Genomic DNA, 19,809 nt, shown 5'->3' with positions numbered 1-19,809 from the left:
GGTAAAATGATGTACTTTTTAAAACAAATAGGATTTTTAGGAATAATGCTTTTATCCGTTTTTGGTTATAGTCAATCGAAAGCGAAAAGCTACATTATTGAAGGAAACGAGTATTATCAAAAAGGAAAATTTGATAATGCAGAAGTTGCCTACAAGAAAGCTACCATGGAAGATCCAACTTCTGTCAAAGCAAATTACAATTTAGGAAATGCTTTATTTCAACAAAAACGTTACAAAGAAAGTATAGCGCATTACAAACGTTCTGCTGAAGTATCTAAAACGAATAATGATAAACATTTGGCTTATCACAATTTAGGAAATGCTTTTATGCAGGAAAAAGATTATCAAAATGCTGTTGATAATTACAAACAAGCCTTACGAAATGATCCAAAAGATGATGCAACACGTTACAACTATGCATTAGCAAAAAAAATGTTAGAAAAAGAACGTGAGAAACAAAAAGATCAAAATAATAAGGATAATAAAGATCAAAACAAACAAGATCAAAATAATCAGCAAAAACAACAACAGCAGCAAAATAAACAGAATCAACAAAACCAAAATAACCAAAAGCAAAATCAGAATCAGAATCAATCTCAACAACAACAATCTGATCAGCAGAAACAGCAAAATCAAGGAGGAAACCCGAAAGTTGGTGGTGAAAATGGAAACAATAAAGGACAAGGAAATAATCAATCTCCAGAAATCAAACAAGGAAATAATGGAGACGGAAAAGAACAAGATAATGCAAAGAATAATTTGGGAGACGGTTTGCTAAAAGCATTGCAAAATCAGGAAGCCAAAACCCAACGAAAAATTATTCAACAAAAAGCAGAAAAACAACGAACAACAACATCTAAGGATTGGTAATGACAACGACAAGCGTTTTAAATAGCTTTTTAGTGTTTGCCTTAACGTCTATCACAGCGTTAGCACAACAAATTTCTTTTAAATCTGATGCAGATAAAACACAGGTCAGTTTAGGAGAAGCATTTAGCGTGGGCTTTTTTATCGAATCTAATACAGATAGTTATTCGATTGATCAACCAATGAAATATCCTCCACATAATGGATTACAAATTGTAGGTGAACAACACTCGCAAAATGTTTCTTATGTGAATGGAAAAGGAGTGATAGAAGAAGGAATTATCCTTGCTTTTGTTGCTGAAAAAGAGGGTAAATATCGCATTGGAGCTGCTAAGATTGTGATTAATGGAAAAACCTATACATCAAAACCTGTCGATGTTGTAGTGAAAGGAACAGGATTGACGCACAATAATTTTAGAAGTAATACTTCGCAGCCTGTTTTTCTACAAAGTAAAGTTTCGAAAACGAATCCTTATGTAAACGAACAAGTTGGTTTATCAGTAAAATTATACGTAAAAGATTTATCTTATCTTAATCGTAAACAAAACTTTCGTCAAGGAAATTTAGACGGATTAAGCCCAAAAATTGTAAAAAGCTCTCCCGAAAATATCAAGCAAGAAATTGTTGGAGGAAAACAATATTTCTCCGAAGAAATTGCACGTTATTATGTTTTTCCTCAAAAACCAGGAAAGATAGAAATCGATCCGTTTTCGGTAGATGTGGTGTTGCCAACAACGTATGGAGCGGAGCCTGTAGAAGTGCGTAGTAATCCAGTTGTGATTAATGCAAAAGCACTTCCAGAAGAAGGAAAGCCAAAGAATTTTAGCGGTGCAGTTGGTCAATTTAAAATGAACGCTTCGGTTGATAAAAAAGAAGTTACAACCAATGAAAGTGTAAATTTTGATGTTGAAATTATTGGAACAGGAAACTTTAATACGATTAATTTACCTGAAATTACGACGCCAAAAAATTTAGAAAAATTCGCACCGAAAAAACGCGATGCATATAAAACCTATGATACAGGAATGAAAGGAAAAGTTGCTGAGCAAACAGTTCTTGTCCCAAATTTTGGAGGAGAATATACGATTTCGCCTGTAGAATTTTGTTATTTCGATCCTGTTAAAGAGAAATATGTAACCTTGAAATCAGATTCGATTAATTTGTCTGTTTCAGGTTCTAAAACTTCTTCTGCAACGGCTGTGGCTTCTAATTCACCAGATTCGACAATTTCTGATAAAATAGAAGAAATGACGAACGATGTGAAAGAAGGAAAAAGCGGTTGGTTGTGGTTAACTGGTGGTGTAATTGCATTGAGTGCTGGAAGTTTATTTTTGATGAGAAAGAAAAATAACCCGACACAAAAACAAAAAATTGAACCAAAAATAAAACCTCTTAACGAGCAAAATAATTTTGAATCATACCAACCAAAAACAGAAACCCAAAAGTTTACTTTGGTTGAAAAACCAACGATAAATTCGAGTCAAATTTCTGCTGAATTAGATGAGTTGAAGCAAAAAATAAACGTTGAAGACCAAAAAGATTTTTATCAATTACAAGAAAATATTTTGTGTAATGCCGCGCTATTAAAAACGAATACAGATTTAGCTCATTTTTCTGACGAGGTGATTGCAAATAAATTGATTGAAAATGGTGTGAGTGAATTAGCCGTAGAACAATGGAAATTGTTGCTGAACAACGCACGACAAGCTAAATATGCCTTTGGTGGTTTGCATCAAAATTTAGAAGAAGTTTTCGAAGCTACGCAAAATATTTCCGAAGAATTATTACGAAAATAAATTTCAAGTTTTTTAGATAGTAAAAGGGACAATCTCAGTTTTGAGTTGTCCCTTTTATTTTTGCTCTTACAACTCATCCTCAAAAATTGACAATTCGGTAACATATAATTTCAAACAAGAAGTGTTTGTAAGAACTTTGACTCAACAAATAAAAAAACATAAATGATAAAAACAGTTTTCTTAACAATCGCAATTTTATTCACTGTATCAACTTTTGCACAAAAGAATTTTGAATCAGATATGAATAAAACTTTAACGGAATGGAACAAAGGAAATCATTCTTCTGAAGCTAATTTTAAGCAATTAATAAATGATTATCCAAATGAATGGTTGCCTAAATATTACTTGACTTTTTCTGAAGTTTTGAAAACGTTCGAATCAAAAGATATTACTAAAAATGAAGAAATTCTTTTGAATGTAAAAACTCAAATCGATGATTTAGTCAGAAATAATCCATTAAATGTAGAAATTCTCAATTTAAAAGCCTTGTATTTAACAGCAGAAATTGTGCAGAATCCAATGCAAAATGGAGCAATTTATTATCCAGAAGTAGTACAAATCTATCAAAAATCGTTGATGTTAAACCCTACTAATCCGCGTTCTGTTTTAGGTTTGGCTGAGTTCAATATCAATGCTGCAAAATATAGCGGAATGGATATTACACAAGATTGTAAAAATGTAAAAAAATCTTTAGCTTTATTCGATACTGAAAAGCCAAAGAATAATGAACCGATATGGGGAAAAGATCGTGCCGAAGCCTTGTTGAATAACGAATGTAAAAACGTACTATAATGATAGCTTTAGTTGCACAATTTATTCACGAAATTATTTTTTGGTTAATTAATTTGATTGCTTGATATGGAACCATATAATAAAAGATTAATAACAATTTTTTCTATTCTAATTTCATTGATATTATTTATATATATTTTAAATGAAAGTGAATCGGTATATCCTATAACATCATCTTTTGAGTTAGGTAAATTAGTTGGTCATTCTACGAAATTTATAGCCTTAGGATTTATTGTTTACAAATTCATTGAGGGAATTATTGTTTCTGACAAAAAGTTAATTGTTCGTAATATTTTGATTCTATTTGTAATCAATGTTTTGATTTATAGCGTGATATTTTTTACATCTCCAAATGTATCATTCAATCAATTTTTTCATCCAGAAGCTATCAAATATTTTATCGGATATTTTTCGTTCAGTGTTGCAGCATCTTTTGTGAATACAAGCGTTTTTAATGAATATAGAACAGATGTACCAGATTCGCCTAAACCAGAAAAAGTTTTAAGAAAGTATTTTTTACGTTCTATTATTTATACGTTGGTATTGTATTATGTATTCGTGGAGTTTGCGAATCTCCTTTTGCAGAAATATATTTTTTACGATCAATCGATCAATTATCTTTTAGTTGCAGTTATCACGGTTTTCTTTTTGTTTTTATTCTTTATTATCGATCGAAAAAAAAATAAATTAGAACGTAAAATTGTCATAGAATCAACAAAAGCAGAAACAGCAACGGCACAATTCGAAACTTTAAAAAATCAATTAGACCCACATTTTTTATTCAATAGTTTGAATGTTTTAACTGGTTTGATTGAAGAAAATCCAGATAATGCGATAGATTTTACAACATCGCTTTCTAAGATTTATCGATATGTTTTAGAACAAAAAGACAAAGAAGTTGTGTCGATTCAAGAAGAAATAAATTTTGCAAAAACCTATGTCAACCTTCTAAAATTAAGATTTGAAAATAGCATCGATTTCGAAATTGAACAAATAACTTTCTCTGAAACCGAATTTATTGTACCACTTTCTTTGCAGATTTTATTAGAAAATACGATTAAACACAATATTGTATCTGATCAAAAACCTTTGAAAATTAAAATTTATAAAAAAGATAATTATTTGATAATTGAAAATTCTTTCCAACCAAAAGAAACCATTAAAGATTCGATAGGAATTGGGCTGAAAAATATTATTAATCGTTATCAATTAATTTCTAACCGAGAAGTGAACATCGAAAAAAATGAACAACTATTTCGTGTAGAACTTCCCATATTAACACAAAAAAATACAACTATGAACACACAAAATTTTGACGAACAACAGGCTTATTTACGTGCAATAGAACGCGCAAAAGAATTGAAAAAGTTTTATGCACATTTAGGAACTTATGTTGTAATGAGTTTATTCTTTTTTATTCTGAATTTAGTTACAAGTAATGGACATTGGTGGTTTTATTGGCCAGTTTTAGGTTGGGGATTGGGAGTTGCATTAAATGCTGTCAAAGTTTTTGCGTATGGTTCTGGTTGGGAAGAAAATAAAGCCAAAGAAATCTTGGAAAAAGAGCAAAATAAAAAGTGGCAGTAAATGAATTTTATAAGTCAAATAAAGCAAACAAATTGGATTAGAATAATCATTTTTTATGGATTGATATTGATAGGAACTTTTCTGATTCGTAAATGTCCTAATTTTTTACAATTGATTTTTGGAGGTTTAGTAGATTTTCAACTGCCTTGGAATATGAATCATGGGTTGATTATTTTTTTGATTAGTTTACTTTTCTATAAATTCTCTAAGATTAAAAAAGAAGTTTCTCTTTTGGGAAAAGAAAGTTTAAAAACATTGATTTTTCCATTTATACTAATCATTGGTTATTCAATTTATGGGATAAGTAATGATTATGGAATTAATAAACATTTGTGGGCAGCGATTTTTATTTCTGTGACGTTGCTTTATGATATAATGGAAGAATATACTTGACGAGGTTATTTGAATGATGCTTTAGGCAATATATTTTGGATAATAAAAAGCATTATAACGGGAATATTTTGGGCAGTTTGGCACTTATTTATTTTTAAAGATTTCGATCAGTTTGGAGGTTTTGGAATTTTTATGTTATTGTGCATTGTTTTTTCTTTTGTATTAACTTTTTCAACAATTCGAACAAAATCGATTATCGTTCCAGCTACAATTCACGCTTTAATGGCTAAGACAAATCTTGCAACATTGATCATTTTTGTCATTATACTTGCTTTATTATTTGTTTGGAACAAAATTTTTGAAAGAAAACCGATTCGTGAATTAACTTAAAAAAAACTATGAAAATACTAATTATAGAAGATGAAAAGCCTGCAGCGCGTTTATTAAAGCGACGTGTAGAAAAATTGGGTTATCAAATACACGAAATGTTGCACTCTGTAGAAGAAAGTGTAGCGTGGTTGAAAACGAATCCAAATCCTGATTTAATTTTTCTGGATATTCAGTTATCAGATGGGTTATCATTTGAGATTTTTAATCAAGTAGATGTTTCGTCTGCGATTATTTTTACGACTGCTTATGACGAATATGTATTGAAAGCGTTTAAACTAAACTCGGTTGATTATTTGTTGAAACCTGTTGATGAAGAGGAATTGAAGTTTGCTATTGAAAAATTTGAAAGACAATTTCAGCAAGCATCTTCAAGTTTCAATCTAAATGAATTGAAAAGTCTTTTTTCGAATAATCAAACAGAAAAATTTAAAGAACGTTTTTCGATTAAAATAGGAACATCAATCAAAATTATAGAAATCGATAATATCGAATGTTTTTTTAGCGAAAACAAAGCAACGTATATTCATACAAAAGAAAACCGAAATTATTTGGTAGATTTTTCGTTGGATAAAGTGGAAGAACAAATCGACCCGAAAAAGTTTTTTAGAATTAATCGTAGTCAAATCATCCAAATCGATTCGATTAAAGAAATTACAATGTATTCTAATTCTAGATTAAAAATAATTTTAAATACTTACAACGAACAAGATATGATTGTGAGTCGCGAAAAAGTGGCAGATTTTAAGAATTGGTTGGATTAAGAATTGATTTATTGCTTTTTTATGAAAAATTGTTCATAAAAACTTCTATTTTTGCATCAACCAATTAATTATAACTAAATACGAATGGAAAATATAATATCATTTTTTCAGAAATTCTCTTTCAATCAAATCGGAACAACTTTCGCCGTACTTTTTGCAGTTATCGATATTTTAGGAAGTATTCCAATTATTGTAGGAATTCGGAGCAAAGTTGGACATATTCAGTCCGAAAAAGCCTCGATTGCAGCAGGAATTATGATGATTTCGTTTTTGTTTTTCGGAACAAAAATTTTGAAATTAGTTGGTGTTGATGTTCAGTCATTTGCTGTGGCTGGTGCATTTGTGATTTTTATCATCGCTATTGAAATGATTTTAGGAATTGAGATCCAGAAAGGAGTCGAATCTAACTCTGCATCCATCGTTCCTATTGCGTTTCCGTTAGTTGCGGGTGCGGGATCGTTGACAACTGTACTTTCGCTTCGTTCGCAGTTTGCAGATATTAACATTGTGATAGCGATTATATTAAATATGTTAATCGTATATTTGGTGCTGAAATTCGCAGGAAAACTCGAAAAATGGATGGGACCTGGCGTTTTATCGGTACTGAAAAAAGTATTTGGAGTAATTTTATTGTCAATCGCAATCAAATTATTTACGTCAAATATCGGTGCATTGTTTATGAATGAAATTAAAATTTAAAAATTCATTATCTAATGAAAACATATATTTATATCGCGACAATCGTTTTGTTGATAGGTTTAGGTTACAACCTATATGAGATGGATTATAAAGCTGGTTTTATGGCTGAAGAAAACTTTCGTAGCGTTTTAGGAATTGGAGCATCAGTTTGTGGATTAATTTTAGTATCTGTATACTTTAGTTTTTTCAGATTGCAAGCAAATCTTAAGAAATAAACAGTTTTACAACTTATAATAAATGAAAAAGATTAATCCTAGGATTAATCTTTTTTTGTTTGTATCGCTTCGTTTAATTTTTCTAATAAAGTTTTGACAGATTGTTCTATCACCTCAAAAGGTTGATGTTTTGTAGAAGTATAAATCATCACCAAATCAACCGAATAATTTTCATTAGGTTCAAGTAACAATTTATTCAATCTGTAAGCTTCTTTAGCACGACGTTTCAATAAATTTCGATCAACCGCGTGTTTGAATTTTTTCTTTCCAACACTTACTCCTACTCTTATATTGTAATCCGCTTTCGGTTTGATTTTGTAGACAAATCTAATCGGATGAGAAACAAATGTTTTTCCATCAGAAAACAATTCATCGAATGCTTTTCTGCTTTTAAGTTTCTCATTCTTACCAAAAGTCAATTTCATATTGCTAAATTCTACGTAAATTTGTAACTGCAAAAGTAAGTATTCTAAAAAGTTTTAGAATTATGTAACTTTGAAAATAATTTATTTTTATTTAAAACAAAAAAAGAACAATATGTATCCAGCAGAAATAGTAATGCCGATGAAGGCTCAGTTGACTTCTAATGGTTTTGAAGATTTAACTACTCCAGAACAAGTAGAAGCAGCAATCAAACAAGAAGGAACAACTTTGGTAATGGTAAATAGTGTTTGTGGTTGTGCTGCAGGTGCTGCAAGACCAGGAGTTGTAATGTCATTAGATAATGATAAAGTTCCTACACATTTAACAACAGTTTTCGCAGGATTTGATAAAGATGCTGTAGCAAAAGCACGTGAGTTTTTTGCTCCATTTCCTCCAAGTTCTCCAGCTGTTGCTTTATTCAAAGATGGTGAATTAGTACATATGTTAGAGCGTCACCACATCGAAGGACACTCTGCAGCAGCTATCGCAGAAAACTTAAAAGCAGCTTACAACGAGTTTGCTTAAGACTAAATTTGAAGGTTATTTCAAAAATATTTTAAAAAGTGGAGCAATTTGTTCCACTTTTTTTGTGTTCAAAATTCTTATAAAAAAGAGTTTTATAAATTTTAATTCGAGGAAAAGTTTAAAAACCTGAATTAACATCATAACATAAAATATATCATATCAAATTGATTGCTAAACCTATGAAATAGAGAAAAATGTATCAAAATAATCTGTAAATTAGCAATTCGAAATTTTTTAATATATTATTTAATAAACAAATGAGAATAGCAGTCGTAGGCGCTACCGGAATGGTCGGCAGAGTTATGCTCCAAGTTTTGGAAGAAAGAAATTTTCCAATCACTGAAATTATACCAGTAGCATCAGAAAGATCAATAGGAAAAACTATTGAATACAAAGGAAAAGAATACAAAATTGTATCAATGCAGGATGCTGTAGAAATGCGAGCTGATATCGCAATCTTTTCAGCAGGTGGAGAAACTTCCAAACAGTGGGCGCCTAAGTTTGCAGAAGTCGGAACAACTGTAATTGACAATTCATCGGCTTGGAGAATGGATCCAGATCGTCCGTTGATTGTACCAGAAATCAATGCAGATATTTTAACAACAAATGATAAAATTATCGCAAATCCTAACTGTTCTACAATTCAGTTGGTAATGGTGTTAAATCCTTTGCATAAAAAATATGGAATTAAACGTGTTGTTGTTTCTACGTATCAATCGGTTACAGGAACTGGTAAAGATGCAGTTGAACAATTGAATGGAGAAATTGAAGGACGTGATGTTGCGAAAGTTTATCCATATCAAATCTTCAAAAATGCATTGCCTCATTGTGATGTTTTTGATGAAGAAACAGGTTATACAAAAGAAGAATTGAAATTAACGCGTGAGCCTCGTAAAATTATGCGTGTGGACGAAATGAATATCACTGCTACTGCGGTTCGTGTTCCTGTGCAAGGAGGACATTCGGAGTCGGTGAATATTGAATTTGAGAATGATTTTGATTTAGCCGAAGTTCGCAAATTATTAGCAGAACAGGAAGGTGTAACAGTACAAGATAATCCAGACACAAATACTTATCCAATGGCTTTCTATTCAGAAGGAAAAGACGATGTTTTTGTAGGACGTATACGTCGTGATTTGTCTCAACAAAATGCATTAAATTGTTGGATTGTTGCAGATAATTTACGCAAAGGTGCAGCTACAAATGCAGTTCAAATTGCTGAATATCTAGTAAAACATAATTTAGTAGGATAAAAAATTCAATTAAAAATGAATATAAAGTCGCTCTTGTAGCGACTTTTTTTATGTTTAATGAATAAGTTTTCAGAACTTTAACAAATATTTTACGCTATCAAAGCAACCATAAGCGTAATTTTCGCATCTAAATAATAAGAAAGAAAAAGTATTTTGGACGAAAAACAACTCATAAAAGCTTGTATCAGCAATGATTCGAAAGCACAGCGGCTGCTTTATGAAAAATATGATGCGCGATTTTTTGCGGTTTGTAAACGTTATTTTACCGATATACAACAAGCGGAAGATGCGTTGGTAAAAGGATTCTTGAAAATTTTTCAGAATCTTGAGAATTATTCGTTCGAAGGAAGTTTTGAAGGATGGATGCGAAGAATTATGATTAATGAATGTTTGATGGAGTTGCGGAAAAATAAAATTTTTCATCTCAATGTTGACGATTACTCCTCTTCCATTTCATCTAACCAAGAAGCTTCACAACAAATCGAAGAAGATGATGTGATGAAACTCCTCGATTATTTACCCGAAGGCTGTCGTCTCGTGTTTACCCTCTACGTTATTGAGGGGTATAAACACAAAGAAATTGCCGAAAGCTTGGGCATTACAGAAGGAACATCGAAATCGCAACTTAATTTAGCGAAGACGAAATTGAAGGAAATGTTAAGTAAGAATGAAAATATAAAATCAAGTTTATCGTGAACACAAACGATCCAATAGAAGATTTATTTCGATCAAGAAGTACCGAAACTGTCGGCGAAAAGCCGAGAGATTTGGTGTGGAAACGTATTGAATCTGGTTTGCAGAACGAGGAAAAGAAAAAGAAACCTATTCGCGAATTTGTTTCAAGTGTATGGTTTTCTGCTGCAGTTTTCGCGTTGATTGCGATTCCTTACTTTGTACTTTTTATCGAGAATATTAATACTGAAAATAGAGAAAATTTACTTGAAATTGTCAAAACAAATGCCCCAGTTATTGAGCAATCACCTACTGAACAAGAAGAAATAGTTATTTTAGAATCGAAAGATAAAGATTTGGAAAAACCTCTAGAAATAGTAAAGAATGATAAAGTTAAAAAAGAGCCTGTTTATAAAGTAATTGAAGGACATTCTGCTGGCGCAATTGATGACGAAGGATATTTTCCTCAACTATCTAAAGCTTCTGCTCCAAATGCTCCAGTTACTTTATCAGCACCGCAAGCCATGGAAGCTCGTTCTAAGGTTTTAGATTCGATAGAAAAAGAAGGACAATATACTAAAGCAAGTAGTCAAAATTTTGGCTATACAAAAGATTCAGTCATTTCGGATAAGTTAGCTGGAAAAACTTATGGAGTGGTGGTGACAAATGGTGTAAGTAGACAAAATGCTAAATTAAAAGACACTTCTGATGTGATGAAAATGAAAGTTGTTGCAGAAGAACGTACTGCGAATGCATCATTAGAAACAGCTTCAGTGGTGGAAGTTTCGCCAAAAAAATCTGAAATTGACAAATATGCAATTGTTTATAAACCTTTAAAGTTTACAGTAAAATCGGATATTCTACGTACTAATTTTAAATTACAAAAGAAATCAAAAAATAAAATTTCGTTTGAAAGTACAACGAATAATCTTGTCATTACATTCGAAAAAGTAAATGATAAAATTGTTTTAACAACAAACGAACCAAAGGTTGATGCAACGCTTTTGGGAGTTTTGGAAAAAAATAAAAAAGAAATATTTAAATATTATAATAAATAGAGATTAAAAAAAGGTTCGCTTTTAGCGAACCTTTTTTTAATTATTTCCATATAATTTTATTGCATTTTCTTTGTCTTGATTCATCGCGATGATTAAATCATCTAACGAGTCAAATTTCTTTTCATCTCGCAAATGTCCTAAAAATTCAAGGCAAATTGTTTCTCCATAAATTTCTCGATCAAAATCCAATATATTCACTTCTACTCGATGTTCGCGAGAATTGGTAACCGTTTCTCGAAATCCGATACTTAATAAACCTAAATATTTTTGATTATCTACAAAAACATCAACCGCATAAACGCCATCTTTTGGAATCAATTTATTAGGATCAACTTGTAAATTAGCGGTAGGAAAACCAAGTGTACGCCCAATTTTATCACCATGAACAACTTCTCCAGAAAGTGGATAATGATAGTTTAACGCTTTGTTCGCATATGCGATATTTCCTTCGATAAGTGCATTTCTAATTTTTGTAGAACTCACCGCCACATCATTTTCTTCGACAGCTTGCAATTGAATCAAATTGAAACCATATTCTTTCGAAAAAACTTGTAATTGCTCGAAATTTCCTTCTCTATTTTTCCCGAAATGATGATCGTAACCAATGACTAACGTATCAATATTGATTTTATCAACCAATAAATTCTTGACAAATTCGACAGAAGTTACTTGTGAAAAATCTTTTGTAAACGCTTGAATAATCAAATGTTCTAATCCAAATTGACGTAAAACATTTTCTTTTTCCTCTAAAGTGTTCAAAAATTTAAGATCACAATTTGGCTGTAAAACCATTCTGGGATGTGGATTAAAAGTAATCAAAACGCTTTCTCCATCAATTTCCTTTGCAATTGTATTGAGTTGTTTTAGAATAGATTGATGTCCAATGTGTACACCATCAAACATGCCCAAAGTAAGGACGGGACGTTTGATAGGTTTGATTTCTTCTAAGGATTGATAAACGTTCACTAATATATGATTTGCTACAAATTTAAGGCTTTCAAATCGATTGACAATTTTATTTTTTAACAAGGTTAGTTCTAATTTATTGATTATTAGATAAAAAGATTAAAATAAATTTGGAATTATTAAATTCAATTATTAAATTCGAGTAAGTATTAACATTAAAAACATTAATTATGAAAAACTTATTCTTATTAGCTACTTTATTAGTAAGCTCTTTTACTCTGGCAAATAATTTAGAAAAGAAAGAGTCAAGCGAAACTTTTGAAAAAACTTATATAATTGAGTATAAACTTGTAGACAAAACTTGTTATACAAGAACTTGTTGGTTAGTTTCTGATGAAAGAAAAGAATGTACTGAATGGCAAGAAATTCCATGTGATGCTGTAAAAGTTATAGTTGAAATAAAAGAAGAACATTAGATATCAAATAAAATTTTAAAATAAAAAACTCATTTTAAAAATGAGTTTTTTTTATAAAAAAAAATAAAAATGAATAATAAATTAAATAATTTTTTTCTGATTTTTCTTTTAGGTTTTAGTTTGATAAATGCTCAGAATTATCATGTTATATATACTCAAAAAATAAATTTTGATAACTTTAATTTTGAAAATGTAAATGCTAAGTATTATGATTTGTATGTTAATAACAAAGAGTCTCTATATATTGAAAATAAAGAATTAAAAGATACTATTAAACTTAAAAAAGTTGATGGTGAAATAAATCTTACAAAGGAAAGAACTGCAACTCAAAAACTTTTTTATTTTAATAAAAATAATACAGATTTTTATATCAATAGTTATATTAGCAATGAAGATAATTATTTAGTTAGAGATGTTTTTGAACATAATTGGAAGATTGAAAATGAAACAAAAATGATTTTAAATCAAAAATGTCAAAAAGCATCAACAAGTTTTAGAGGACGAAATTATACAGCATGGTTTTCTACTAAAATAAAATATCCTTTTGGACCATGGAAAATGAATGGTTTACCAGGTATAATTTTAGAAGTATATGATGATCAGAATTTTTTCAAAATAGATGCAGTTAAAATATCAAAAGATCATTTTGATTTTGATGATTTTGTTAAAAATACTAATTTAAATTCAAGTATTACAATGCAAGAATATAAAGTAAAACAGAATCAGAAGAGTGAAGAAATCCTAAATCAACTTAGAAAAACTAATCCAAATATTAAGTTAGACAAAAACTGTGATACATGTAATAAAAGTTTAGAAATATTTTAATAATTATGAAGACTCTCTTAATGTTGTTAATTCCGATTTCATCTGTTTTCAGTCAAAATTATAAAGTTGAATATGAAAATAGAAGTTTTTTACCAGAAAAATATAAGAAAAATTTATCAGAGATGATTATAGAAGATTACGAATCTCCAAAATTATATGATTTATTCATCAATACAGAAGATTTGTGTGTTTATAAACAAAAAGAAAATTTGCGTAATTCTAATGTGGAGACTATAGGTAATTATATTCAAAATTTTGTGGTTACGAATCCTAAAGAGAAGACTGTCTATCAAGATATGAATATCGAAAATAGAAATTACAAAGTAAAATCTCCTTTGAAGTTAAGTGAAAGATGGGTGATGCATAGAGAAACTAAAATGATAAATGGTATTGAAGCGACAAAAGCAACGATGGAGACTTCTAAAAATAATACAGAAGTGTGGTTTGCCAAAAGTATAAAATCAAAATGCGGACCTAGTAATTTTGTAGGTTTTCCTGGATTAGTATTAGAAATATTGATAAAACCTAAAGATGAAAATGAAGCAACAGGAATTGTTAGAATGAAAAGTATTGAAACACTTAAAGATGATTCAATAATAAAATCTTATTTCAATAATATTTCTGATAAAACAATTTCGAGAGGACAATTTGATAAGATTTATGAAGATTATCAGAAAAAAGTACAAGAAATGTATGGCGGAAATGGAGTTGATAAGGATTGATATTTTTGTTTTAGAAGTTCGTTGTTTATAATATTCTGATTACTAATCAAAATATTATGACAAAAATCTTAAAAAGTATATAAATTATACAATGTTTTTAACTTACCTTTGCACCCAAATAAAATAAACTAAATCATTTCATATAATGGCAAATCAAAAGAAAGGTAAGATTGCACAGGTTATTGGACCTGTAATTGACGTTATTTTTGATAACGCAGAAGGCCTTCCAAATATTTATGATGCATTAGAGGTTCCTCGTCAAGGAAAAGAAACATTAATTCTTGAAGTCGAGCAACACATCGGTGAAGATACTGTACGTTGTATCGCAATGGATAGTTCTGATGGTTTACAAAGAGGTCAAGAAGTTATCGCTTTAGGAAAACCAATTATGGTTCCTATCGGAGAAAACATCAAAGGACGTGTATTTAATGTAGTTGGAGATGCTATTGATGGTTTAGGGAATTTAGACAAAGAAAACGGTTTACCAATTCACCGTCCAGCTCCAAAATTCGAAGAATTATCAACATCTGCAGAAGTTTTATTTACAGGTATTAAAGTAATTGACTTAGTAGAGCCATACGTAAAAGGTGGTAAAATTGGTTTATTTGGTGGTGCCGGAGTAGGTAAAACAGTATTAATTCAGGAGTTGATGAACAACATCGCAAAAGGACACGGAGGTTTATCTGTATTCGCTGGTGTTGGTGAGCGTACTCGTGAAGGTAATGACTTAATGCGTGAGATGATTGAAGCTGGATTAATTAATTACGGTGAAGATTTCATGCACTCTATGGAAGGTGGATCTTGGGATTTATCTAAAGTAAACAGTGAAAACATGAAAGAGTCTAAAGCAGCTTTCGTTTTCGGACAAATGAATGAACCTCCAGGTGCACGTGCTCGTGTTGCTTTAACAGGTTTAACATTAGCTGAATATTTCCGTGACGGAGATGGACAAGGTCAAGGACGTGACGTATTATTCTTCGTAGATAATATCTTCCGTTTTACACAAGCAGGTTCTGAGGTTTCTGCCTTATTAGGACGTATGCCATCAGCCGTAGGTTATCAGCCAACATTAGCAACTGAAATGGGTGCTATGCAAGAGCGTATTACATCTACTAAAAACGGATCTATTACATCTGTACAAGCAGTATATGTACCTGCCGATGATTTAACTGACCCTGCGCCAGCTACGACTTTCGCGCACTTAGATGCTACAACGGTATTAGATCGTAAAATTGCTTCATTAGGTATTTACCCAGCGGTAGATCCATTGAACTCTACATCTCGTATCTTATCACCAGCAATTATTGGTAAAGAACATTACGAAACAGCACAACGTGTAAAAGAAATCTTACAACGTTACAATGCTTTACAAGATATCATCGCGATTCTAGGTATGGAAGAGTTATCAGAAGAGGATAAATTAGTTGTACACCGTGCACGTCGTATCCAACGTTTCTTATCTCAACCATTCCACGTTGCAGAACAGTTTACAGGTATCCCAGGTGTTTTAGTAGACATCAAAGATACAATCAAAGGATTCAACATGATCTTAGATGGTGAAGTTGACCAATATCCTGAGGCTGCATTCAACTTACGTGGTACAATCGAAGAAGCGATTGAAGCTGGAGAAAAAATGTTAGCAGAAGCTAAATAATATAATTTAACCATATAAAGAGTGCTTACGTTTCTTTTCTTTTTGAAAGTTGCTAAGTACTCTTTTTTTTAAAAACAATAGGATTATGCACTTACAAATTATTACGCCAGAATTCGTAGTTTTCGATGCAGAAGTAGATGCTGTTACTTTACCAGGTAAAGATGGTGAATTTCAGTTATTAAATAACCACGCTCCTATCGTTGCAACTTTAGGTGAAGGAACAATCAAAATTAAAGTTCACACAAAAACTTTCGAAGATTTCGATAATCAATCTGGAAAAGTTTATAGTTCTCCATCTAATGAATCTACATTATTGTTAGATATCAAAGGAGGAACAATAGAAATGAACAATAATAAAGTAATCGTTTTAGCAAACTAATTACTTTTTTATCATAAAACTTAAAAGGAGATCAATTTTGATCTCCTTTTTTTATGTTTTCTACTTAATATTCTCTTTTTTACTTCAAATTTTATTCTGTTTAAATCCTTTTTATAGATTTCGAAAGAAATATTTTTAACTTTTTGGCATGAATATTCTTTTTAAATCAATTTTATAGATTTATTTTCTAAAAACTAATTATAAATTTTATTATTTAGAAAATTATTCTAATTTCACATAAAATATAAAACTACAAAGTGTAGTTAGAAATGAATAATTTTTAAAGATGAAGTACAATTCTAAAAAACATTCTTTTGGACACGGCGTCCTGCTTCACAGCATCTATAATTGTATCAATAGTAAAATTCGAATGTGCAGCTGCTAATTTTAGCTAACTAACCTACCTACTATTTATTAATCGTAGTCACATTCAAAACAATTTTATTATGTCAACAGAAAAACAATTACATTTCGATACTTTACAAGTACACGCAGGTCAAGAAGTAGACCCAACAACAGGCTCTCGAGCTGTTCCAATTTATCAAACATCTTCTTATGTATTTAATGATGCCGAACACGGAGCAAATTTATTTGCTTTGAAAGAATTTGGTAACATTTACACAAGAATTCAAAATCCAACAACCGACGTTTTCGAAAAACGTATTGCTGCGCTGGAAGGTGGTGTTGCGGCATTAGCTGTTTCATCGGGACAAGCGGCACAATTTATTGCTTTAAATAATATTTTAGAATCAGGAGATAATTTTGTTTCGGCTTCTAATCTTTATGGCGGAACATATAATCAATTCAGAGTTGGTTTTAAGCGTTTAGGTGTTGATGTTCGCTTTGCTGAAGATGCAGATCCAGCAAAAATTGAATCATTAATTGATGAAAATACAAAAGCGATTTATGCAGAAACGATAGGAAATCCGAGTTTTAATGTTCCAGATTTTGAAGCAATCGCTGCAATTGCACAAAAACACAACATTCCATTTATTGTGGATAATACGTTTGGTGCGGGCGGTTATATTTTCAAACCTTTAGAACATGGAGCAAATGTTGTCGTAGAATCTGCAACAAAATGGATCGGAGGACACGGAACTTCTATCGGTGGAGTTATCGTGGATGGCGGAAACTATGATTGGGGTAATGGTAGATTTCCACAATTTTCTGAACCATCAGAAGGTTATCATGGTTTAGTTTTTTCCGATGTTTTCGGAGTGAATGGTCCTTTTGGTAATATTCAGTTTATTATTCGTGCCCGCGTCGAAGGTTTGCGCGATTTTGGTCCAGCAATTTCACCGTTCAATTCTTTTTTATTGTTACAAGGTTTAGAGACGTTGTCGTTAAGAGTTCAGAAACATTTGGACAATACGTTAGAAATTGCGCGTTGGTTAGAACTTCATCCGCAAGTTGAAAAAGTGAATTATCCTGGATTAATTACTTCTCCAAGTCATCATTTGGCAAAAAAATATTTGAAAAATGGTTTCGGAGCTGTTTTATCATTCCAAATTAAAGGTGATGCAGACAAAGCGAATCAATTTATTGATAGTTTAGAATTGATTAGTCATTTGGCAAATGTTGGCGATGCAAAATCGTTAATTATTCATCCTTCTGCAACAACTCATCAACAACTGAGCGATGATGAACAAAAATCTGCTGGAGTTTTTCCTGGTTTATTGCGTCTTTCTGTCGGAATTGAATATATTGATGATATCAAAAATGATCTTCAACGAGCTTTTGATAAAATTAAGTAAACAAAGTATTATTAGCTATAAATTAATTCAGTGAATTTTTATCAATATAATTATACAAAGCCATTTCAATTAGAAAATGGTCAAATTCTCGAAAATTTAACCATTGCTTATCATACAGCGGGAACGTTGAATCCCGAAAAAAATAATATCATCTGGGTTTGTCATGCTTTAACGGCAAACTCGGATGTTTTTGATTGGTGGGCTGGTCTTTTTGGAGAAAATGAATTATTCAATCCAAAAGATCATTTTATTATTTGCGCCAATGTGATTGGTTCTAATTATGGAACGACAAATCCGTTGTCTACAAATCCTGAAACAAATTCGCCTTATTATCGAGATTTTCCTACAATTACGATAAAAGATATGGCAAATGCGCACCAATTGTTGGCAGATCATTTAGGAATTTCAACTATTCATTTATTAATAGGTGGTTCACTCGGTGGTCAACAAGCGTTAGAATTTACGTTACTTGATCAAGTTAAAGTGGATAATTTGGTTTTGTTGGCGACAAATGCGGTACATTCTCCATGGGGAATTGCGTTCAACGAATCGCAGCGTTTAGCTATCGAGGCAGATGCAACTTTTAACGATAAAACTGAGATTGGAGGAAGAAATGGATTGATTGCAGCTCGTACAATTGCGATGTTGTCTTATCGTACCTATATTATATATGAACAGAAGCAAAAAGACGAGGATTCTGTTTACAATGATTTCAAAGCGTCTTCTTATCAAAAATATCAAGGTGAAAAATTAGCAAACAGATTCAATGCTCATTCTTATTGGACACTTTCGAAAGCCATGGATTCACAAAATCTGGCTCGAAATAGAAAATCTTTAGAGAAATCTTTGTCTCAGATTTCTTCGAACACTTTAGTGATTGGAATTTCTTCGGATATATTATTTCCGCCAAGTGAGCAAAAATTTATAGCGAATCATATTCCAAATGCAAAATTCATCGAAATAGATTCTATTTTTGGACACGATGGTTTCTTGGTAGAATTACAAGAATTAAATACAATTTTGGAACATCTCGTATAATATTATGAAATGAATAATTATATGAAGCTCGATTTATTCTAGCTTTTTTTATTTATAAATAGATTCTACTTCGTAGAATTTCTCCCGAGTCGTTCCTTCAAAAGTATCCATTTTACTTTTCTTTTGTTCAAGAAAAGCAAAACGTCTAATCATTTTGTGCGGTAAAAACGGGCTTTTCTCGTCTAAAATCTCTTATCTAGCATCTCATATCAAAAAAAATCAAAAAATATTTTGCATCATACCAATCACTTAAGAACAGAATGTAAAATAAATGTAAATTATGTTTGGAAAAACGAATAATGCAGGCGTATATTTGCAATCTCAATACGAAAGACGAGTAGTATTGAAATTGACATAAGGACTTATATAGCGATAAAATTTATTTAAAATAAATTTGCGAGTTTAGAAATAAGTTTTACCTTTGCAAACCGATTCCGAAAGGAGTTTGAAAGTGAAAGTAAATTGACTTGTTGAAATAAAAATTTTAAAAAATTTTGAAATAAAATTTGTTAGTTAAAAAATAAGTATTACCTTTGCAACCGCAAATACCGAGAGGTTTTGCTAAGATGAGAAGTTCATTTGAAATTATAAAATATACAGAAGAAAAAATAGCCGAATAAAACGAAGTCAATCCTTGAATAATGGAGCTATAGGAAATTCGAAGTTGTAAAAAACAGGTACTAC

Annotated in this window: 22 protein-coding genes; 20 read left to right on the top strand and 2 right to left on the bottom strand. The window is 31.0% G+C overall.

All coding sequences use genetic code 11. The features are described from left to right. Nucleotides 1-6 precede the first annotated feature (6 nt). From G0Q09_RS04260 to G0Q09_RS04225, 9 genes are all read left to right on the top strand, one after another. Entirely contained in the window at nt 7-870 is an 864-nt protein-coding gene (locus G0Q09_RS04260; RefSeq protein WP_219034074.1) for a tetratricopeptide repeat protein, read from the top strand. Next, on the top strand, nt 870-2,663 hold the full coding sequence (locus G0Q09_RS04255) for a BatD family protein (RefSeq protein WP_125350571.1): 1,794 nt from the start codon (nt 870-872) through the stop codon (nt 2,661-2,663). The genes G0Q09_RS04260 and G0Q09_RS04255 overlap by 1 nt, the downstream gene beginning before the upstream one ends. Nucleotides 2,664-2,825: 162 nt before the next feature. Next, nucleotides 2,826-3,455 carry a hypothetical protein gene (locus G0Q09_RS04250; protein WP_052217862.1) on the top strand — a complete coding sequence of 210 codons (630 nt, stop codon included), beginning with the start codon at nt 2,826-2,828 and terminating at the stop codon, nt 3,453-3,455. Between the two features lie 117 nt (nt 3,456-3,572). Then, nucleotides 3,573-5,042 carry a histidine kinase gene (locus G0Q09_RS04245; protein WP_181816268.1) on the top strand — a complete coding sequence of 490 codons (1,470 nt, stop codon included), beginning with the start codon at nt 3,573-3,575 and terminating at the stop codon, nt 5,040-5,042. Continuing rightward, entirely contained in the window at nt 5,043-5,435 is a 393-nt protein-coding gene (locus G0Q09_RS14955) for a hypothetical protein (protein WP_257468055.1), read from the top strand. 9 nt (nt 5,436-5,444) lie between these two features. Beyond that, a complete protein-coding gene (locus G0Q09_RS14950; RefSeq protein ID WP_257468054.1) occupies nt 5,445-5,765 on the top strand; it encodes a CPBP family glutamic-type intramembrane protease in 321 nt (106 codons plus the stop codon). A gap of 8 nt (nt 5,766-5,773) precedes the next feature. Further along, nucleotides 5,774-6,526 carry a LytR/AlgR family response regulator transcription factor gene (locus tag G0Q09_RS04235; protein WP_219034073.1) on the top strand — a complete coding sequence of 251 codons (753 nt, stop codon included), beginning with the start codon at nt 5,774-5,776 and terminating at the stop codon, nt 6,524-6,526. Between the two features lie 84 nt (nt 6,527-6,610). After that, entirely contained in the window at nt 6,611-7,225 is a 615-nt protein-coding gene (locus G0Q09_RS04230) for a MarC family protein (protein ID WP_125350575.1), read from the top strand. A gap of 14 nt (nt 7,226-7,239) precedes the next feature. Continuing rightward, complete coding sequence (locus G0Q09_RS04225; protein WP_125350576.1) at nt 7,240-7,440, top strand: hypothetical protein; 201 nt, start codon at nt 7,240-7,242, stop codon at nt 7,438-7,440. 44 nt (nt 7,441-7,484) lie between these two features. Here G0Q09_RS04225 and rnpA read toward each other — a convergent pair whose 3' ends face one another. Then, complete coding sequence (gene rnpA / locus G0Q09_RS04220) at nt 7,485-7,865, bottom strand: ribonuclease P protein component (RefSeq protein ID WP_125350577.1); 381 nt, start codon at nt 7,863-7,865, stop codon at nt 7,485-7,487. 112 nt (nt 7,866-7,977) lie between these two features. Between rnpA and G0Q09_RS04215 the strand changes: the two genes are divergently transcribed. The 4 genes from G0Q09_RS04215 to G0Q09_RS04200 all read left to right on the top strand — a co-directional run bounded on the left by G0Q09_RS04215 (nt 7,978) and on the right by G0Q09_RS04200 (nt 11,371). After that, entirely contained in the window at nt 7,978-8,388 is a 411-nt protein-coding gene (locus G0Q09_RS04215) for a BrxA/BrxB family bacilliredoxin (protein WP_038336154.1), read from the top strand. Nucleotides 8,389-8,645: 257 nt separating this feature from the next. Then, entirely contained in the window at nt 8,646-9,641 is a 996-nt protein-coding gene (locus G0Q09_RS04210) for an aspartate-semialdehyde dehydrogenase (protein WP_219034072.1), read from the top strand. Between the two features lie 153 nt (nt 9,642-9,794). Further along, nucleotides 9,795-10,337 (top strand): RNA polymerase sigma factor, encoded by a 543-nt coding sequence (locus G0Q09_RS04205; protein WP_038336150.1) that lies wholly within the window; start codon nt 9,795-9,797, stop codon nt 10,335-10,337. Continuing rightward, nucleotides 10,334-11,371, top strand: coding sequence for a hypothetical protein (locus G0Q09_RS04200; RefSeq protein WP_219034071.1), 1,038 nt, complete (start codon nt 10,334-10,336; stop codon nt 11,369-11,371). The genes G0Q09_RS04205 and G0Q09_RS04200 overlap by 4 nt, the downstream gene beginning before the upstream one ends. A gap of 36 nt (nt 11,372-11,407) precedes the next feature. Here G0Q09_RS04200 and G0Q09_RS04195 read toward each other — a convergent pair whose 3' ends face one another. Beyond that, the gene (locus G0Q09_RS04195) at nt 11,408-12,337 is read right to left on the bottom strand and encodes a bifunctional riboflavin kinase/FAD synthetase (RefSeq protein ID WP_219034070.1); all 930 of its coding nucleotides are present in this window, start codon (nt 12,335-12,337) and stop codon (nt 11,408-11,410) included. Nucleotides 12,338-12,507: 170 nt separating this feature from the next. Between G0Q09_RS04195 and G0Q09_RS04190 the strand changes: the two genes are divergently transcribed. From G0Q09_RS04190 to G0Q09_RS04160, 7 genes are all read left to right on the top strand, one after another. Further along, a complete protein-coding gene (locus G0Q09_RS04190; RefSeq protein ID WP_114998645.1) occupies nt 12,508-12,753 on the top strand; it encodes a hypothetical protein in 246 nt (81 codons plus the stop codon). A gap of 69 nt (nt 12,754-12,822) precedes the next feature. Continuing rightward, nucleotides 12,823-13,578 carry a GLPGLI family protein gene (locus G0Q09_RS04185; protein ID WP_114998647.1) on the top strand — a complete coding sequence of 252 codons (756 nt, stop codon included), beginning with the start codon at nt 12,823-12,825 and terminating at the stop codon, nt 13,576-13,578. Nucleotides 13,579-13,583: 5 nt separating this feature from the next. Beyond that, entirely contained in the window at nt 13,584-14,300 is a 717-nt protein-coding gene (locus G0Q09_RS04180; RefSeq protein ID WP_114998649.1) for a GLPGLI family protein, read from the top strand. Nucleotides 14,301-14,445: 145 nt separating this feature from the next. Further along, the gene (atpD, locus tag G0Q09_RS04175) at nt 14,446-15,954 is read left to right on the top strand and encodes a F0F1 ATP synthase subunit beta (protein ID WP_114998651.1); all 1,509 of its coding nucleotides are present in this window, start codon (nt 14,446-14,448) and stop codon (nt 15,952-15,954) included. 85 nt (nt 15,955-16,039) lie between these two features. Further along, entirely contained in the window at nt 16,040-16,333 is a 294-nt protein-coding gene (locus tag G0Q09_RS04170; RefSeq protein ID WP_038336143.1) for a F0F1 ATP synthase subunit delta/epsilon, read from the top strand. Nucleotides 16,334-16,779: 446 nt separating this feature from the next. Then, a complete protein-coding gene (locus G0Q09_RS04165) occupies nt 16,780-18,087 on the top strand; it encodes an O-acetylhomoserine aminocarboxypropyltransferase/cysteine synthase family protein (RefSeq protein ID WP_219034069.1) in 1,308 nt (435 codons plus the stop codon). A gap of 30 nt (nt 18,088-18,117) precedes the next feature. After that, nucleotides 18,118-19,125, top strand: coding sequence for a homoserine O-acetyltransferase family protein (locus G0Q09_RS04160; protein ID WP_219034068.1), 1,008 nt, complete (start codon nt 18,118-18,120; stop codon nt 19,123-19,125). Nucleotides 19,126-19,809 lie beyond the last annotated feature (684 nt).

The sequence above is a fragment of the Empedobacter falsenii genome (assembly GCF_019308355.1).
GTDB lineage: Bacteria > Bacteroidota > Bacteroidia > Flavobacteriales > Weeksellaceae > Empedobacter > Empedobacter falsenii_B.
The sequence above is the reverse complement of the archived record's forward strand: the minus strand, read 5'-3'. Positions and strand labels throughout refer to the sequence as shown.

Excerpts from the sequence above, each read along its gene's own strand:
- G0Q09_RS04260 (WP_219034074.1), top strand. The coding sequence starts at position 7 with ATGATGTACTTTTTAAAACAAATAGGATTTTTAGGAATAATGCTTTTA.
- G0Q09_RS04255 (WP_125350571.1), top strand. The coding sequence starts at position 870 with ATGACAACGACAAGCGTTTTAAATAGCTTTTTAGTGTTTGCCTTAACG.
- G0Q09_RS04250 (WP_052217862.1), top strand. The coding sequence starts at position 2,826 with ATGATAAAAACAGTTTTCTTAACAATCGCAATTTTATTCACTGTATCA.
- G0Q09_RS14955 (WP_257468055.1), top strand. The coding sequence starts at position 5,043 with ATGAATTTTATAAGTCAAATAAAGCAAACAAATTGGATTAGAATAATC.
- G0Q09_RS04235 (WP_219034073.1), top strand. The coding sequence starts at position 5,774 with ATGAAAATACTAATTATAGAAGATGAAAAGCCTGCAGCGCGTTTATTA.
- G0Q09_RS04230 (WP_125350575.1), top strand. The coding sequence starts at position 6,611 with ATGGAAAATATAATATCATTTTTTCAGAAATTCTCTTTCAATCAAATC.
- G0Q09_RS04225 (WP_125350576.1), top strand. The coding sequence starts at position 7,240 with ATGAAAACATATATTTATATCGCGACAATCGTTTTGTTGATAGGTTTA.
- rnpA (WP_125350577.1), bottom strand. The coding sequence starts at position 7,865 with ATGAAATTGACTTTTGGTAAGAATGAGAAACTTAAAAGCAGAAAAGCA.
- G0Q09_RS04215 (WP_038336154.1), top strand. The coding sequence starts at position 7,978 with ATGTATCCAGCAGAAATAGTAATGCCGATGAAGGCTCAGTTGACTTCT.
- G0Q09_RS04210 (WP_219034072.1), top strand. The coding sequence starts at position 8,646 with ATGAGAATAGCAGTCGTAGGCGCTACCGGAATGGTCGGCAGAGTTATG.
- G0Q09_RS04190 (WP_114998645.1), top strand. The coding sequence starts at position 12,508 with ATGAAAAACTTATTCTTATTAGCTACTTTATTAGTAAGCTCTTTTACT.
- G0Q09_RS04185 (WP_114998647.1), top strand. The coding sequence starts at position 12,823 with ATGAATAATAAATTAAATAATTTTTTTCTGATTTTTCTTTTAGGTTTT.
- G0Q09_RS04180 (WP_114998649.1), top strand. The coding sequence starts at position 13,584 with ATGAAGACTCTCTTAATGTTGTTAATTCCGATTTCATCTGTTTTCAGT.
- atpD (WP_114998651.1), top strand. The coding sequence starts at position 14,446 with ATGGCAAATCAAAAGAAAGGTAAGATTGCACAGGTTATTGGACCTGTA.
- G0Q09_RS04170 (WP_038336143.1), top strand. The coding sequence starts at position 16,040 with ATGCACTTACAAATTATTACGCCAGAATTCGTAGTTTTCGATGCAGAA.
- G0Q09_RS04165 (WP_219034069.1), top strand. The coding sequence starts at position 16,780 with ATGTCAACAGAAAAACAATTACATTTCGATACTTTACAAGTACACGCA.